The sequence below is a fragment of the Streptomyces griseus genome (assembly GCF_900460065.1).
GTDB lineage: Bacteria > Actinomycetota > Actinomycetes > Streptomycetales > Streptomycetaceae > Streptomyces > Streptomyces griseus.
In genome coordinates, this window is the sequence record NZ_UAVD01000001.1 from 1 (window position 1) to 15,870 (window position 15,870).

At 73.3% G+C, this 15,870-nt stretch carries 15 protein-coding genes; 10 read left to right on the plus strand and 5 right to left on the minus strand.

The genetic code is table 11. From position 1 onward, the window contains the following. The 3 genes from paaC to paaA form a co-directional block, all read right to left on the minus strand. Positions 1–387 (minus strand): 1,2-phenylacetyl-CoA epoxidase subunit PaaC (gene paaC / locus DTB53_RS00005; protein ID WP_112416000.1); only part of this gene is annotated, 387 nt, incomplete at its 3' end. Next, the gene (gene paaB / locus DTB53_RS00010) at positions 384–674 is read right to left on the minus strand and encodes a 1,2-phenylacetyl-CoA epoxidase subunit PaaB (RefSeq protein ID WP_003967924.1); all 291 of its coding nucleotides are present in this window, start codon (positions 672–674) and stop codon (positions 384–386) included. The genes paaB and paaC, both read right to left, overlap by 4 nt. After that, a complete protein-coding gene (gene paaA / locus DTB53_RS00015; protein ID WP_012380107.1) occupies positions 671–1,717 on the minus strand; it encodes a 1,2-phenylacetyl-CoA epoxidase subunit PaaA in 1,047 nt (348 codons plus the stop codon). The genes paaB and paaA overlap by 4 nt, the downstream gene beginning before the upstream one ends. Positions 1,718–1,832: 115 nt before the next feature. Between paaA and DTB53_RS00020 the strand changes: the two genes are divergently transcribed. The 3 genes from DTB53_RS00020 to DTB53_RS00030 are packed head-to-tail and all read left to right on the plus strand — an operon-like array spanning position 1,833 to position 4,818. Further along, the gene (locus DTB53_RS00020; RefSeq protein ID WP_042498565.1) at positions 1,833–2,672 is read left to right on the plus strand and encodes a DUF5819 family protein; all 840 of its coding nucleotides are present in this window, start codon (positions 1,833–1,835) and stop codon (positions 2,670–2,672) included. Then, complete coding sequence (locus DTB53_RS00025) at positions 2,669–4,087, plus strand: HTTM domain-containing protein (RefSeq protein WP_012380109.1); 1,419 nt, start codon at positions 2,669–2,671, stop codon at positions 4,085–4,087. Before DTB53_RS00020 ends, DTB53_RS00025 begins: the two co-directional genes overlap by 4 nt. Continuing rightward, positions 4,084–4,818: a TrmH family RNA methyltransferase gene (locus tag DTB53_RS00030; RefSeq protein ID WP_003967928.1), complete on the plus strand. Its 735-nt coding sequence runs from the start codon at positions 4,084–4,086 to the stop codon at positions 4,816–4,818. Before DTB53_RS00025 ends, DTB53_RS00030 begins: the two co-directional genes overlap by 4 nt. A 25-nt stretch (positions 4,819–4,843) precedes the next feature. Here DTB53_RS00030 and paaN read toward each other — a convergent pair whose 3' ends face one another. After that, the gene (gene paaN, locus DTB53_RS00035; protein WP_012380110.1) at positions 4,844–6,544 is read right to left on the minus strand and encodes a phenylacetic acid degradation protein PaaN; all 1,701 of its coding nucleotides are present in this window, start codon (positions 6,542–6,544) and stop codon (positions 4,844–4,846) included. A gap of 156 nt (positions 6,545–6,700) precedes the next feature. Here paaN and DTB53_RS00040 point away from each other — a divergent pair, with 156 nt between their 5' ends. Then, complete coding sequence (locus DTB53_RS00040) at positions 6,701–7,297, plus strand: TetR/AcrR family transcriptional regulator (RefSeq protein WP_012380111.1); 597 nt, start codon at positions 6,701–6,703, stop codon at positions 7,295–7,297. Between the two features lie 15 nt (positions 7,298–7,312). On the opposite strand, the gene DTB53_RS00045 is transcribed toward DTB53_RS00040, so the two are convergent. Continuing rightward, complete coding sequence (locus DTB53_RS00045) at positions 7,313–7,972, minus strand: Lrp/AsnC family transcriptional regulator (protein ID WP_075025219.1); 660 nt, start codon at positions 7,970–7,972, stop codon at positions 7,313–7,315. 224 nt (positions 7,973–8,196) lie between these two features. On the opposite strand from DTB53_RS00045, the gene pdhA reads away from it, so the two are divergent. The 6 genes from pdhA to DTB53_RS00080 all read left to right on the plus strand — a co-directional run bounded on the left by pdhA (position 8,197) and on the right by DTB53_RS00080 (position 15,852). Then, complete coding sequence (gene pdhA / locus DTB53_RS00050) at positions 8,197–9,357, plus strand: pyruvate dehydrogenase (acetyl-transferring) E1 component subunit alpha (RefSeq protein WP_003967932.1); 1,161 nt, start codon at positions 8,197–8,199, stop codon at positions 9,355–9,357. After that, positions 9,354–10,385, plus strand: coding sequence for an alpha-ketoacid dehydrogenase subunit beta (locus DTB53_RS00055; protein ID WP_012380113.1), 1,032 nt, complete (start codon positions 9,354–9,356; stop codon positions 10,383–10,385). Before pdhA ends, DTB53_RS00055 begins: the two co-directional genes overlap by 4 nt. Beyond that, entirely contained in the window at positions 10,385–11,893 is a 1,509-nt protein-coding gene (locus DTB53_RS00060; RefSeq protein WP_012380114.1) for a dihydrolipoamide acetyltransferase family protein, read from the plus strand. Before DTB53_RS00055 ends, DTB53_RS00060 begins: the two co-directional genes overlap by 1 nt. Positions 11,894–12,170: 277 nt before the next feature. Continuing rightward, a complete protein-coding gene (locus tag DTB53_RS00070; protein ID WP_012380115.1) occupies positions 12,171–13,163 on the plus strand; it encodes an NTP transferase domain-containing protein in 993 nt (330 codons plus the stop codon). Continuing rightward, entirely contained in the window at positions 13,160–14,758 is a 1,599-nt protein-coding gene (locus DTB53_RS00075) for a molybdopterin molybdotransferase MoeA (RefSeq protein ID WP_012380116.1), read from the plus strand. Before DTB53_RS00070 ends, DTB53_RS00075 begins: the two co-directional genes overlap by 4 nt. Next, positions 14,716–15,852 (plus strand): potassium channel family protein, encoded by a 1,137-nt coding sequence (locus DTB53_RS00080; protein ID WP_003967937.1) that lies wholly within the window; start codon positions 14,716–14,718, stop codon positions 15,850–15,852. Before DTB53_RS00075 ends, DTB53_RS00080 begins: the two co-directional genes overlap by 43 nt. The last annotated feature ends 18 nt before the right edge of the window (positions 15,853–15,870 follow it).

The following is a 15,870-nucleotide window of genomic DNA, read 5'->3' on the forward strand; positions in this document are numbered from 1 at the left end:
CCACATCTCGGCGTGGTCGCGGTGGTAGGCGACCTCCTTCACCGCCTTGGCCGCCAGACCGGCGAACTCGCCCTCACCGGCGGCGAGCCGCTCGTACAGCAGGTGCTGGTAGACCGAGAAGTAGAGCTGCCGGGCGATGGTGTGCGCGAAGTCCCCGTTCGGCTGCTCGACCAGCTGGAGGTTGCGGAAGGCCCGCTCCTCGCGAAGGTAGGCGAGCTCGTCCTCGTCGCCGACGAGCGAGAGCAGCACCCGGGCCTGACCCAGCAGGTCGAGGGCGATGTTGGCGAGGGCCACCTCCTCCTCCAGGACGGGGGCGTGGCCCGCCCACTCCCCCAGCCGGTGCGAGAGCACCAGCGCGTCGTCGCCGAGGGCGAGTGCGGCGCTCACAGGTGCTTCACCCCGTCCGGGATCTCGTAGAAGGTCGGGTGGCGGTAGGGCTTGTCGGCGGCCGGCTCGAAGAAGGAGTCCTTCTCGTCGGGGGAGGAGGCGGTGATCACGGCGGAGGGGACCACCCAGATCGAGACGCCTTCCGAGCGGCGGGTGTAGAGGTCGCGGGCGTTGCGCAGGGCCATCTCGGCGTCCGGCGCGTGCAGGCTGCCCGCGTGGGTGTGGGACAGCCCGCGGCGCGAGCGCACGAACACCTCCCACAGAGGCCAGTCGGTCGAGCTGCTCATGCCGTCTCCTCCACGTGGTGCGCGGGCGCGCTGTGCTGTGCCGGTGTCCGGGTCGATGACTGCGCCGGGGCGTGCTTGGCGGCGTGGGCGGCTGCCGCGTCGCGGACCCACGCACCCTCCTCGTGGGCCCTGCGCCGCTGGCTGATGCGCTGTTCGTTGCAGGGGCCGTTGCCCTTGAGGACCGCCTGGAACTCGTCCCAGTCGATCGCGCCGAACTCATGCCGGCCGAGCTCCTCGTTCCACCGGATGTCGGGGTCGGGGAGCTCCAGGCCCAGCGCTTCGGCCTGGGGAACGCAGATGTCCACGAAGCGCCGGCGCAGCTCGTCGTTGGAGTGCCGCTTGATCTTCCAGGCCATGGACTGCTCGGAGTGCGACGAGGCCTCGTCGGGCGGGCCGAACATCATCAGGGAGGGCCACCACCAGCGGTTCACCGCGTCCTGGGCCATGGCGTGCTGGGCCTCGGTGCCGCGGCTGAGGGCGAGCAGCAGCTCGTACCCCTGGCGCTGGTGGAAGGACTCCTCCTTGCAGATGCGGACCATCGCGCGGGCGTAGGGGCCGTAGGAGCAGCGGCAGAGCGGCACCTGGTTGGTGATCGCCGCCCCGTCCACCAGCCAGCCGATGGCGCCGACGTCGGCCCAGGTCAGCGTGGGGTAGTTGAAGATCGAGGAATAGCGCTGGCGGCCCGCGTGGAGCTTGTCGAGCAGTTCCTCGCGACTGGTGCCCAGGGTCTCGGCGGCGCTGTAGAGATACAGGCCGTGGCCCGCTTCGTCCTGCACCTTGGCCATGAGGATCGCCTTGCGGCGCAGCGAGGGCGCCCGGGTGATCCAGTTGGCCTCGGGCTGCATGCCGATGATCTCCGAGTGGGCGTGCTGGGCCATCTGGCGCACCAGCGTCGCCCGGTAGGCGTCGGGCATCCAGTCCCGCGGCTCGATCCGCTCGTCCGCCGCCACGGCCGCCTCGAAGGCCGCGACGCGGTCCGCGTCCGCCACGTCCTGTGTGCCGAGCGTCCCCTGCGTCGTCTGGTCCGCAGTCACTGCCGCCATCCCGGGCTCCCTACCGACCGATCGTTCGGTTCCTTGGCTTCAATGGTGAGTCGGAGGCCCGTAGGGTGTCAACCCTGTGGATAACTGAGTGGTGATCGACGGTGATCGGGGCGGGATGGATTCGGACCACGACAGGAGTTCTGCGGGCGGGGGGAAGGACGTCTGGCCGCAGGCTGTGAACCGGCCGGCGGAAGCGCGGGACACCCCCGGAGCCATACCGCCGAAGCCCTCCGCCCCGGTAGCGGCGCCCGTGCCGTTGCCTGATCCCTCGGCCACCGGCCGGGGCATAGCCGGGCTCTCCTTCCCCTATCAGGTGGTCGCGGCTCTGGCCCTGTCCCTCATCGGGCTGCTCGCCTGCACGCAGGTGGCCATGGTGTTCCTGCACGTCGCCCCGTCCAACACGCTGTCCAAGCAGCACGGGAAGACGATCGACCGCTGGATCTACCCGGAGTTCGAGCAGAACTGGAAGCTTTTCGCCCCCAACCCGCTCCAGCAGAACGTCGCCGTCCACGTGCGGGCCGACGTGGTGGGGGCCGACGGCCGCCGTACGACCAGGTGGATGAACCTGACGCACGAGGACGGCGAACAGATACGCGGCAACCTCTTCCCCAGCCACGTGGACCAGAACGAGCTCCGCCGGGGCTGGGACTTCTACGTCAATTCGCACGACAGCGAGAACCGCCCCAACGGTCTGCGCGGTGACCTCTCCGAGCGGTACGTGCGGCGCATCGCGATGCTGCGGCTGAGCGAGCGCGACTACGGCGGCACGATCGAGCGCATCCAGCTCCGCTCCGCCACCAGCTCCATCGCCCCGCCCCCATGGAGCGACGAGAAGATCAGCACCCGGCCCGTCTACCGCGTGCTCCCCTGGTGGACCGTGACGCCGGACGACCTTCCCGAGCGGGACGCGGACCGGGGCCGGGACGCGGCCCACGGCGTGGAGGAGAGCCAGTGACCATCCCCCCGCCCGCCGGCCCGCAGAACACGGGCCCGCAGAACACGGGCCCGCAGAGCGCCGGCCCGCAGAGCGCCGCCGAGCAGAGCACCGCCCCCCGGCCCTCCGCCCCTCGCCCGACCGTGCCCCCCGGCGGCCCGGCCCGTGCCCTCCAGCGGGTCACCGCATCGGCCCTCGGCCCGTACCAGAGCGCCGTCGTCCGGATCGGCTTCGCCGCCACCTACCTCTTCTTCCTGCTGCGCGAGCTGCCGAACCGCCATGAGCTGTACGGCCCGGACAGCCCGTGGCACTGGGACCTGGCCCGCCAGCTCACGAACGGCAACGAGGCCTTCTCCGTCCTGATGTGGACCGACAGCACGGTCTGGTTCGAGGCCGTGTACGCCCTCACCCTGCTCTCCGCGGCGGCCCTGCTGCTCGGGTGGCGGACCCGGACCATGTCCGTCCTCTTCATGGTCGGCGTGCTCTCCGTGCAGAACCGCAGCATCTTCATGGGCGACGGCGGCGACAACGTCGTCCACCTCATGGCGATCTACCTTGTGCTGACGCGCTGTGCCCAGGTCTGGTCGCTGGACGCCCGGCGCGCGGCACGCGACGCGCGGCGTGCCGCCGAGGGCCTGCCGCCCCTGCGGGACGTCGTGGGCCCGGTGCTCTGGGTGCTCCTCGGACCCGTCCTCGTGGCGGCCACGCTCATGGGCGGACTCGGCGGCACCTGGTGGCTGCCGACGCTGCTGTGGGTCCTCTGGATCTCCGCCGCCGCCTGGTGGGCCGTGAACCGGTTCCAGCCGCACGGCGAGCCGCGCACCCTGCTCGATGTGCTGGCCAACCTCGCGCACAACGCCACACTGGCCGTGATCATGGCCGAGGTCTGCCTGATCTACGCGACGGCCGGCTGGTACAAGATCCAGGGTTCGCGCTGGCAGGACGGCACCGCGCTCTACTACCCGCTCAACCTCGACTACTTCACCCCGTGGCCCGCCCTGTCGGACATCCTGGGCGCCAGCGGGCTGATGGTGATGGTGCTGACGTACGGCACGGTCATCGTCCAGGTCGCCTTCCCGTTCACGCTGTTCAACCGGCGGGTCAAGAACGTCCTGCTGGTCATCATGATCGGCGAGCACGCGGGGATCGCCCTGCTGCTCGGGCTGCCGTTCTTCTCCATGGCGATGATCGCGGCCGACGCGGTGTTCCTGCCGACGGCCTTCCTCGTGTGGCTGGGAGCCCGCGCCACGTCCGGCGGGCGGCGGCTGCTCCCGGGGCTGCCGGGCCGGTCGCGCACACCGGGGGAGCCCGGAGCGCCCGGCGCCGCGCAGGTCCGCACCGGCCCACCGGAGGCCGGGCCGGTGAAGGACAGCGGGGGCGGTCCGGAGAAGCCCCGGCATCAAGGCGGCGGCGGGGGCCATACGCTCGTCGGGTGAGCAGTGAGACCGGCAGAACCCAGCAGAGCCCGACAGCGGCCGGAACCCACCCGGCGGCGGACCCCTCGGCGGGGCCTCCTCAGGAGGAACCCCTCCAGTACGACGACGGCTACGGCCAGCCGGTCGGCGTCGGGCCGCACCCGCTGCCGTGGCCCGAGGACGAGCGCTACGACCCCGAGCTGCTGGCCCGGGGCGACCGGCGCAACGTCGGTGACGCGTACCGCTACTGGACGCGGGAGGCGATCGTCGCCGATCTCGACCTGCGGCGGCACGACTTCCACGTGGCCGTGGAGAACTGGGGCCACGACTTCAACATCGGCTCGGTCGTGCGGACCGCCAACGCCTTCCTGGCGAAGGAGATCCACATCGTGGGCCGGCGGCGCTGGAACCGGCGCGGGGCCATGGTCACCGACCGCTACCAGCATGTGCGCCACCACCCCGACACGGCGGACCTGACCGCGTGGGCGGCGGCCGAGGGCCTGCCGATCATCGGGATCGACAACCTCCCCGGCGCCGTACCGCTGGAGCGCACCGAGCTGCCGCGCCGCTGTGTCCTGCTGTTCGGCCAGGAGGGGCCGGGGCTGACCGAGGAAGCGCGTGAGCACGCCTCGATGGTGTGCTCGATCGCGCAGTTCGGCTCGACCCGGTCCATCAACGCCGGCGCCGCCGCGGCCATCGCGATGCACGCGTGGGTACAGCGCCACGCCGACGTCCCCGACCCCCGCCCCTGACGCCCGCAGGGCAGCCGGACGGCCCTCAGGCCTGGCGGCGCACCTCCACCACGCGGAAGCGGTTGGCGACGAAGGCCCCGTCGCAGAGCGCCGCGTTCGCGGCGGGGTTGCCGCCTGAGCCGTGGAAGTCGGAGAAGGCCGCGGTCTGGTTGACGTACACCCCGCCGGTCAGGTTCAGCGAGAGCTGGGCCGACTCGTCCAGGCACACGTCCTCGACGGCGCGCTCCACCTCGGGGGACGTGGTGTAGGCGCCGATCGTCATCGCCCCCTTGTCGCGGACGGTCCGGCGGAGCAGGTCCACGGCGGCGGACGTCGATTCGACGGCGACGGCGAAGGACACCGGCCCGAAGCACTCCGAGAGGTAGGCCGCGCCGTCGTCGGGCTTGGTGCCGTCGACCTTCACGACGGCCGGCGTACGGACGACCGCGTCGGGGAACTCGGCGTTCGCGACCGCACGCGAGCCGAGGGCCACCTCGCCCAGCTCACCGGCCGCCTCCACCCGGGCCCTGACGTCCGGGTTGACCAGCGCGCCGAGCAGCGCGGAGGCGCGGGCGTCGTCGCCGAGCAGTCCGGTGACGGCGGCGGCGAGGTCGGCGGCCACGTCGTCGTAGGACTTGGCGCCGGCGTCGGTGGCGATGCCGTCCCGGGGGATCAGCAGGTTCTGCGGGGTGGTGCACATCTGCCCGCTGTACAGCGAGAGCGAGAAGGCCAGGTTGGCGAGCATGCCCCGGTAGTCGTCGGTGGAGTCGACGACGATCGTGTTGACGCCGGCCTTCTCCGTGTAGACCTGGGCCTGGCGGGCGTTCTCCTCCAGCCAGTCGCCGAAGGCGGTGGAGCCGGTGTAGTCGATGATCCGGATCTCGGGGCGGACCGCGAGGGTCTTGGCGATGCCCTCACCGGGCCGCTCGACGGCCAGCGCGACCAGATTCGGGTCGAAGCCCGCCTCGGTCAGCACCTCGCGGGCGATGGACACCGTGAGGGCGAGCGGAAGCACGGCCCGCGGGTGCGGCTTGACGAGCACCGGGTTACCGGTGGCGAGGGAGGCGAAGAAGCCGGGGTAGCTGTTCCACGTGGGGAACGTGTTGCAGCCGATGACCAGCCCGATGCCGCGACCGGACGTGATGAACGACTTGTGCAGCTTCAGCGGATCGCGCTTGCCCTGCGGCTTGGACCAGTCGACGGACTCCGGGGTGCGGACCTGCTCCCGGTAGGCGTACGCGACGGCCTCCAGGCCGCGGTCCTGGGCGTGGGGGCCGCCCGCCTGGAACGCCATCATGAAGGCCTGGCCGCTCGTGTGCATCACGGCGTGGGCCAGCTCGTGGGTGCGGGCGCTGATCCGCGAGAGGATCTCCAGACAGACCAGGGCCCGGATCTCCGGCCCCGCAGCCCGCCAGGCGCCCGTGCCGGCCTTCATCGCCGGAAGCAGGACGTCCGGGTCCGCGTGGGGGTACTCGACGCCGAGCTCCGGCCCGTACGGCGAGACCTCGCCGCCGGTCCAGCCGTCGGTGCCGGGCTGCCCCAGGTCGAGACGGGTGTTCAGGAGGGCGTCGAAAGCGGCCTTGCCCTCGGCCAGGCCCAGGCTGCCCGGGGCGCCGCCCTCCCCGTAGGCCTTCGGGTGCTCGGGGTGCGGCGACCAGTACCCGCGGGTGCTGATCGCGTCGAGGGCCCGGTCGAGCGTGGGCCGGTGGGTCTCGGACAGCTGCTGGGGGGTGAGCGCGGCGGCCATGGCGGACCAACTCCTCATCGAGCCGGGCGGGGACGTACGGATGGAGTCAGAGTAACCGAACGATCGGTCGGGACAAGGGGCCCCGGTGAACCTGTGGACGACTTCGACGGTCCCCGCCTGTGCGGGGACCGCCCCTCATGGGGGAGGATCGCGGACATGACCACGGCCAAGCGGGACACGTACACACCGGAGACCCTGCTCACCGTCGCCGTCCGTGTCTTCAACGAGCGCGGCTACGACGGCACCTCCATGGAGCACCTCTCCCGGGCGGCGGGCATCTCGAAGTCCTCCATCTACCACCATGTGGCGGGCAAGGAGGAGCTGCTGCGCCGGGCCGTGAGCCGGGCGCTCGACGGGCTGTTCGCCATCCTCGACGAGCCGGGGGCGCAGCGCGGGCGCGCGGTCGAGCGGGTCGAGTACGTCACGCGCCGGACGGTCGACCTGCTGATGGCCGAGGTCCCCTACGTGACCCTGCTGCTGCGCGTGCGCGGCAACACGAAGACGGAGCGCTGGGCGCTGGAGCGGCGCCGCGAGTTCGACCAGCGGGTGTCGGAGCTGCTCCAGTCGGCCGTCACCGAGGGAGACCTCCGGGCCGACGTGGACATACGGCTGGCGACCCGGCTGCTGTTCGGCATGGTCAACTCACTGGTCGAGTGGTACCGGCCGCAGCCGGGCGGATTCCCGGGGGAGGAGCAGCTCGCGGACACCATCGTCCAGCTGGCCTTCGAGGGGCTGCGGGCGAACGGCCGCTGAGCCCGCCCGTCGCGGTCAGGCGAGCTCGGCCGGACGGTCCGGGCGCGGTCCGAGGTCCGTCTCCTCGAACACCAGCAGGGTGCGCGTCGAGAGCACCTCGGGGATGGCCTGGATCCTGGTGAGGACCAGCTCCCGCAGCGCGCGGTTGTCCGGCGTGTGCACCAGGAGCAGTACGTCGAAGTCGCCGCTGACCAGGGCGATGTGCGTGGCCCCCGGCAGTGCCTGGAGCTGTTCGCGCACGGTGCGCCAGGAGTTCTGCACGATCTTGAGCGTGATGTACGCGGACGCCCCCTGGCCCGCCCGCTCGTGGTCGACGCGGGCGCCGAAGCCGCGGATCACGCCGTCCTCGACGAGCCGGTTGATGCGGGCGTAGGCGTTGGCGCGCGAGACGTGGACCCGTTCGGCCACGGAACGTATCGACGCGCGCCCGTCGGTCTGGAGGATGCGCAGGATGTCGCGGTCGATGGCGTCCAGTGGCCGCGCGGGCGGCGGCGGAGGCTCCGCCGCCGGGCCGGCGGCTGCTGCCGACGCGGCCGGCGGAACGACCGCCGGCGAGGTCTGCGGGGCGGCGGCAGGTGCGGCCTGCGGCACGACCGCGGGTGCGGTCGGCGCCGGGCCGGCGGGCGCGGCCCGGCGCTGCTCCTCGCTCCCGTCGGCCATTTGTTCAGCTGCCATCTGCCCGCGCCTCCCTGTTGTGGACGACCTGTTCCTATCCCAGGCTGTGGAGAACCGTTTGTCCACAGGCTGGCGGCGCCTGTAGCCAAAATGCCCCCGCGACCGAACAATCGGTAGGTGAGGCACACCACACCGGTGCCTCGCCCGCCGCTCGACATCCCGCTCCCTGTCGATACCCCTGATCGACCACCCCCGATCTCCCTCGATGCCAGGAGGTGCTTCCCATGACGGTCCAAGAGCTGCCCGGCGCGGCCGCCTACCGGCCCACGCCGCCCCCGGCCTGGAAGCCGATCACCGACCCCGCCCCGCTGCTCCCGGACCCGGAGCCCTACCGGGTGCTCGGTACGGACGCGGTCGCCGACGTCGACCCGGAGCTGCTGCTCCGGCTCCACGCCGAGCTGGTCCGCGGGCGTCGCTACAACGCCCAGGCCACCGCCCTGACGAAGCAGGGCCGGCTGGCGGTCTACCCGTCCAGCACCGGCCAGGAGGCGTGCGAGATCGCCGCGGCCCTGGTCCTGGAGGAGCGTGACTGGCTCTTTCCCAGCTACCGCGACACGCTGGCCGCCGTCGCGCGCGGCCTGGACCCTGTCGAGGCGCTGACCCTGCTGCGGGGCGACCGGCACACCGGCTACGACCCGCGCGAGCACCGCATCGCCCCGCTGTGCACCCCGCTGGCCACGCAGCTCCCGCACGCCGTGGGGCTGGCGCACGCCGCCCGACTCAAGGGCGACGACGTGGTGGCGCTCGCCATGGTCGGCGACGGCGGCACCAGCGAGGGCGACTTCCACGAGGCGCTGAACTTCGCGGCGGTCTGGAAGGCCCCGGTGGTCTTCCTCGTCCAGAACAACGGCTTCGCGATCTCCGTCCCGCTGGCCAAGCAGACCGCCGCCCCCTCGCTCGCCCACAAGGCCGTCGGTTACGGGATGCCGGGCCGACTCGTCGACGGCAACGACGCGGCGGCGGTGCACCAGGTGCTGGGCGAGGCCGTGGCACGGGCCCGGCGCGGGGAGGGCCCGACCCTGGTCGAGGCCGTCACCTACCGCATGGAAGCCCACACGAACGCCGACGACGCCACCCGCTACCGGGTCGACAGCGAGGTCGAGGCCTGGAAGGCGCACGACCCGGTGCGGCTGCTGGAGCGGGAGCTGACGGAGCGCGGGCTGCTGGACGAGGCCGGCGTCGAGCGGGCGAAGGAGGCGGCGGAAGCCATGGCCGCCGCCCTGCGGGACCGGATGAACGCGGATCCGGAGCTGGCCCCGATGGACCTGTTCACCCATGTCTACGCCGAGCAGACCAGCCAGCTCCGGGAGCAGGCGGCCGCCCTGCGCGCCGAGCTGGACGCCGAGCGGGACCACGACGAGCACGACGCGGAGGCGGGACGATGACGACCGCGGCAGTGACGGCCGACGGACGTCGGACGAAGGCGAAACCGGCCACGATGGCGCAGGCCCTCGGGCGCGCGCTCCGCGACTCGATGGCCGAGGACCCCACCGTCCACGTGCTCGGTGAGGACGTGGGCACGCTCGGCGGGGTCTTCCGGATCACCGACGGGCTGGCGAAGGAGTTCGGCGACGACCGCTGCACCGACACCCCGCTGGCCGAGGCGGGCATCCTCGGCGCGGCCGTCGGCATGGCGATGTACGGGCTGCGGCCCGTGGTGGAGATGCAGTTCGACGCGTTCGCCTACCCGGCGTTCGAGCAGCTGATGAGCCATGTCGCCAAGTGGCGCAACCGCACCGGCGGAGCGATGCCGCTGCCCATCACCGTGCGCGTGCCGTACGGCGGGGGGATCGGCGGGGTCGAGCACCACAGCGACTCCTCCGAGGCCTACTACATGGCCACCCCCGGCCTGCACGTCGTCACACCGGCCACGGTGGAGGACGCCTACGGGCTGCTGCGCGAGTCGATCGCCTCCGACGACCCGGTGATCTTCCTGGAGCCCAAGCGGCTCTACTGGTCCAAGGCCGACTGGTCGCCGGAGGCTCCGGCCGCGGTCGAGCCGATCGGCAAGGCGGTCGTCCGGCGGACCGGACGCAGCGCCACGCTGATCACGTACGGGCCCTCCCTGCCGGTCTGCCTGGAGGCCGCCGAGGCGGCGGTCGCCGAGGGCTGGGACCTCGAAGTGGTGGACCTGCGCTCGCTGGTGCCGTTCGACGACGAGACGGTGGCCGCTTCGGTGCGCCGCACCGGGCGTGCGGTCGTCGTCCACGAGTCCCCCGGATTCGGCGGGCCCGGCGGGGAGATCGCGGCCCGGATCACCGAGCGGTGCTTCCACCACCTGGAGGCCCCGGTGCTGCGGGTGGCCGGGTTCGACATCCCCTACCCGCCGCCCATGCTGGAGCGGCACCATCTGCCGGGTGTCGACCGGGTGCTCGACGCGGTGGCCCGGTTGCAGTGGGAGGCGGACAGCTGATGGCCAGGGTGCTCGAATTCAAGCTGCCGGACCTCGGTGAGGGGCTGACCGAGGCGGAGATCGTCCGCTGGCTGGTGGAGGTCGGCGACGTCGTCGCCATCGACCAGCCCGTCGTCGAGGTCGAGACGGCCAAGGCCATGGTGGAGGTGCCCTGCCCCTACGGGGGCGTGGTGACCGCGCGGTTCGGCGAGGAGGGCACGGAACTCCCCGTCGGCGCACCGCTGCTGACGGTCGCCGTCGGAGCGCCGGAGGGGCTGGATCCCTCCGGGGCGTCCCCGTCGTCCGCCGGGTCCCCCGCCTCCGGCACCGCCGCGGAGTCCGCCGCCACGGCCACGGAGTCCGCGGGCGGCTCGGGGAACGTCCTCGTGGGGTACGGGACGGGCGCCCCCGCCGCGAGGCGTCGGCGCATCCGGCCGGACCGACCCGACCGGACGTACGTCCGGACCGCGGTGTCGGACACCCCGGTGTCCGAGGCGCCCGCTCTCGCCCCGGCGGCGTCCGGTACGGCTCCCGCGACCGCTGCCACGGCGTCCGCCGCCGACGAGGCGGCTCCGGCCGCCGTGGCTGTCGCCGTGGGCGCGGTGAACGGGCAGGGGCCCGTGCCGGTGGTCTCTCCGCTGGTACGACGGCTGGCCCGGCAGCACGACATCGATCTGCGGCGGCTGGCGGGTTCGGGCCCCGACGGGCTGATCCTGCGCGCCGACGTCGACGGCGCGATCCGACAGGCGGAGGAGACCGCGGCGACGGCACGGGTGGCCGAGGAACCGGGCCGCACGCCCGCAGCTCCCGTGTCCCCGGCCGCCCCGGACGCCGAGCGGATTCCGCTGCGCGGAGTGCGCGGAGCGGTCGCCGACAAGCTGTCGCGGAGCCGGACCGAGATCCCGGACGCCACCTGCTGGGTCGACGCCGACGCCACCGAGCTGATGGCGGTCAGAGCCGCGATGAACACCGCGACGGGCCCGTCCGCCGGGCCGAAGGTGTCGGTGCTGGCCCTGCTGGCGAGGATCTGCACGGCTGCCCTGGCCCGGTTCCCCGAGCTCAACTCCACCGTGGACACCGAGGCCCGGGAGATCGTCCGGCTGCCCGGCGTGCACCTCGGGTTCGCTGCCCAGACCGACCGGGGCCTCGTCGTTCCGGTCGTCCGGGACGCGCACATCCGCAATGTCGAGTCCATCGGGGCCGAGATCGCCCGGCTGACCGAGCTGGCGCGGACCGGGAAGCTGAGCCCGGCCCAGCTGACCGGAGGCACCTTCACGCTGAACAACTACGGCGTGTTCGGGGTCGACGGTTCGACGCCGATCATCAACCACCCCGAAGCGGCGATGCTCGGCGTCGGCCGGATCATGCCCAAGCCGTGGGTGCACCAGGGCGAACTGGCCGTACGTCAGGTCGTCCAGCTGTCCCTCACCTTCGACCACCGGGTGTGCGACGGCGGGACCGCCGGCGGCTTCCTCCGGTACGTGGCGGACTGCGTGGAGCAGCCGGCGGTGCTGCTGCGCACCCTGTAGCGGACGAGCGGGCGGCGTCCCGGCGCAGCGCCCCCCTGGGCCCTGTCGTCGGACTGCCGCCTGCCCCGCGGGGCCGTGCACGCGCTCTCGCCGCACCGGGCACCGGCCCGAGTACGTCCCGTACGAGGACCCGCGCCCGGCACACCGGGAGCACGCACCTGACCCCGCGGGGCCGCCCTTCGGGCGACGACGGCAGGGTGACGACAGGACCTGGGGACCCGGACTTCCGGCCACCCCGGCGGGGGCGTCGCTCCGGGGCGCCGCCCATACTCGACGTATGACCGCCTATGACGTGATCGTCCTTGCCGGCGGGGCCGCGAAGCGGCTCGGCGGCGCCGACAAGCCAGGAATCCCGGTGGGCGGCCGGACGCTGCTCGACCGGGTGCTCGCGGCCTGCGGCGGCGCGGCACTCACCGTCGTGGTGGGCGGTCGTCGCGCCACCTCCAGACCGGTGCTCTGGACCCGGGAAGTGCCCGAGGGCGGCGGCCCGTTGGCGGCGCTGGGGGCGGGGCTGCGGCTGACATCGGCGGAGCGCGTTCTCGTGCTCTCCGCCGATCTTCCGTTCCTCGGCGCCGGGACGGTCGACGCGCTGCTCGCCGCGGCCGGACAGCCCGGCCGGGAGGGGGCGCTGTGCACCGACCCCGACGGGCGTGACCAGCCGTTGGTGGCCGCCTACCGCGCCGAGCCGCTCCGCCGGGAGCTGGCCCTGCTCGCCACCGAGTACGGGGGCCTCGCCGGGCTGCCGCTCCGCCTCCTGACGGCGGAGCTCGATCTCGCCCGGGTGGACGCGGGCCCCGACGCCGCGTTCGACTGCGACACTTGGGAGGACATCGCCGCCGCCAGGACCCGGATCAGGGAGCATGGGGCCGTGCTGGACGAATGGATCACCTCGGTCAAGAACGAACTGGGAATCGAACTCGACGTCGACACCGGTGTCCTGCTCGACCTCGCCCGTGACGCCGCGCACGGAGTCGCCCGCCCCGCCGCACCGCTCACGACCTTCCTGGTCGGGTACGCGGCGGCCGGGGCGAGCGCGGGCGCGGGCCCCGACGAGGCGGCGGCAGCGGTCGCGGAGGCCGCTCGCAAGGCCACCGCCCTGGCTCTGCGCTGGGAAGCGGAGACGAGCACGGAGGCGGACGCGAAGCCGAGCGTGCAAGCGGACGCGAAGCCGAGCGTGCAAGCGGACGCTGAGCCGAGCGCGGAAGCGAGCACGGAGGCGAGTGCCGAGGGGCAGTCCGGCGCGGGGAGCGAAGGGACCGGGACGCCATGACCGGCTCCGACCCGGCCGGCCCCGGCCGCTCCCGCCGTGACGCGGACGACCTGGCACACGCGGAGACGGAACGGGCCGTCGAGCAGGCGCTCGCCCTGGTCGGCGGGGCGCGAACCGGCCCGGGCCGGGATCCCGACCGCAGGGGCGACGCGTCCGCGCGCGCCCCGCGCGGTGACGCGAACGGCGCCCCCCTCGGCAGTCCCCACCCCACCCGGAACAGCACCGACAACGCCGTCCCGGACGCCCCCGCCCCGACCGGCGTCCCGCACCCCGCCCCGCCCCCGCCCCTCTCCTGGGACCGGGCGCGGGCGGTCGCGGCGCGGGCCGGGCGGGCCGCTCCGCTCGCGACGATCCGGTTGCCGCTCGACCGCGCGCTCGGGCATGTGCTGGCCGAGGCGCTCGGCGCGCTCACCGATCTGCCGTCCTTCGACACCTCGGCCATGGACGGCTGGGCGGTCGCCGGGCCGGGTCCCTGGGCGTTCGAGGCCGGGGCGGGCATCCTCGCCGGGCGCGGCCCGGCCGCCGCACTGCCCGACGGCACCGCCGTACGGATCGCCACCGGCGCCCGCGTCCCGCCCGACACGACGGCCGTCATCCGCAGCGAGCACGCCCACGCCGACGACGCCAAGGGGCTGCTGCACGCCCGGCGGTCCGTGGCCGCCGGGCAGGACATCAGGCCCCGGGGCCAGGAGTGCCGCGCGGGCGAGCAGCTCGTCCCGGCCGGGACGGTAGTGACCCCGGCCGTGCTCGGCCTCGCCGCTGCCGCCGGGTACGACGCGCTGCCCGCCGTGCCCCGGCCGCGCGTCGACGTCCTCGTCCTCGGCGACGAACTGCTCGCCTCCGGCCTGCCGCACGACGGGCTCATCCGGGACGCCCTCGGCCCCATGCTCGGCCCCTGGCTACGGGCCCTGGGCGCCGAGGTCTCGCCGCCCTGCCGCCTCGGGGACGACGCGGCAGCGCTGCGCGACGCCCTCACCGCCTCGGACGCCGACCTGATCGTCACCACCGGCGGCACCGCCGCCGGGCCGGTCGACCATGTCCACCCGGTCCTCGAAGCCCTCGGCGCCGAACTCCTGGTGGACGGCGTCGCCGTCCGCCCCGGCCACCCGATGCTGCTCGCACGGCTGCCGGCTCCGGGAACGCCCCGGGGACGGTCGCGGGAGTCGTCGCAAGAACACCCGCAGGGACCGCCGGAGCGGCAGTCGCGGGACGTGCCGGACGGGCCCTATCTGGTCGGGCTGCCCGGCAATCCGCTCGCGGCCGTGTCGGGCCTGCTGACGCTGGCGGAGCCGCTGCTCGCGGGGATCGCCGGCCGCCCCGCCCAGGACGCATACCGGGCCCTCGTCCACGCCGAGGTGCACGGGCATCCGCACGACACCCGCCTCGTGCCCGTGGTCCACCGCGCGGGCCGGCCGGGCGGCCGGGACCACGTCGCCCCGCTCCGCTACAACGGGCCCGCGATGCTGCGGGGGATCGCCGCGGCGGACGGACTGGCCGTGGTGGAGCCGGGCGGGGTACGGTCCGGCACCGAGGTGGAGATTCTGGATCTCCCATGGGCCCCGGCGACGCCGTGGACGGAAGGGTGTTTCACGTGAAACTTCCCGGCCACGATGCGATGGCCAGGCGAGCCGACGAACTGGTCGTGCCGACCCGGGTGATGCTGCCCCGCCGGGTCGTCGACGGCCCGGCCCGCCAGGTCGGCAAACGCCTGCTGATGGCACTGCTCGTGCTGGCCGCGACCGTGCTGATCGTCTGGCTCGACCGCGGCGGCTACAACGACAACGCCGACGGCAAGGTCGATCTGCTCGACGCCGTCTACTACGCGACGGTCACCCTCTCCACCACCGGGTACGGGGACATCACCCCGTACAGCGACGGGGCGAGGCTGATCAACGTGGTGCTCGTGACACCCCTGCGCGTGCTTTTCCTGATCATCCTCGTCGGCACCACCCTCGAAGTCCTCACGGAACGGACCCGTGAGGACTTCCGGCTGAAGCGTTGGAGATCCAACTTGCGTGACCACACCGTCGTCGTCGGCTTCGGCACGAAGGGCCGCTCGGCGATCCTGACCCTCTGCTCCACCGGGCTGCGGAAGGACCAGATCGTCATCGTCGATCCGGCCTCCAAGGTGATCGAGGCCGCCAACGCCGAGGGCTTCACCGGGGTGCTCGGCGACGCGACCCGCAGCGACGTCCTCTTGCGCGCCGAGCTCCAGAAGGCGCGTCAGATCATCATCGCCACCCAGCGCGACGACACCGCCGTCCTGGTGGCCCTGACCGCACGTCAACTGAACCGCGGGGCGAAGATCGTGGCGGCGGTGCGCGAGGAGGAGAACGCTCCGCTGCTGCGCCAGTCCGGCGCCGACGCCGTCATCACCAGCGCCAGTGCCGCGGGCCGGCTGCTCGGCCTCTCCGTCCTCAGCCCCAGCGCGGGCACCGTGATGGAGGACCTGATCCAGCAGGGCAGCGGGCTCGACCTGGTGGAACGGCCGGTCATAAAGGCCGAGGTGGGCAAGAACGTACGGGAGACGGACGATCTCGTCGTCAGCGTCCTGCGCGGGCACCGGCTGCTTGGCTACGACGACCCGGCGGCCAGCCCGTTGCAGCTGACGGACCGGGTCATCACCATCGTGCGCAAGAGCCCCAGCTCCACCTCCGTGCCGGGCAACTCGATGCCGCCGCGGCCCTGAACGCGCGCCGCTCCGGAG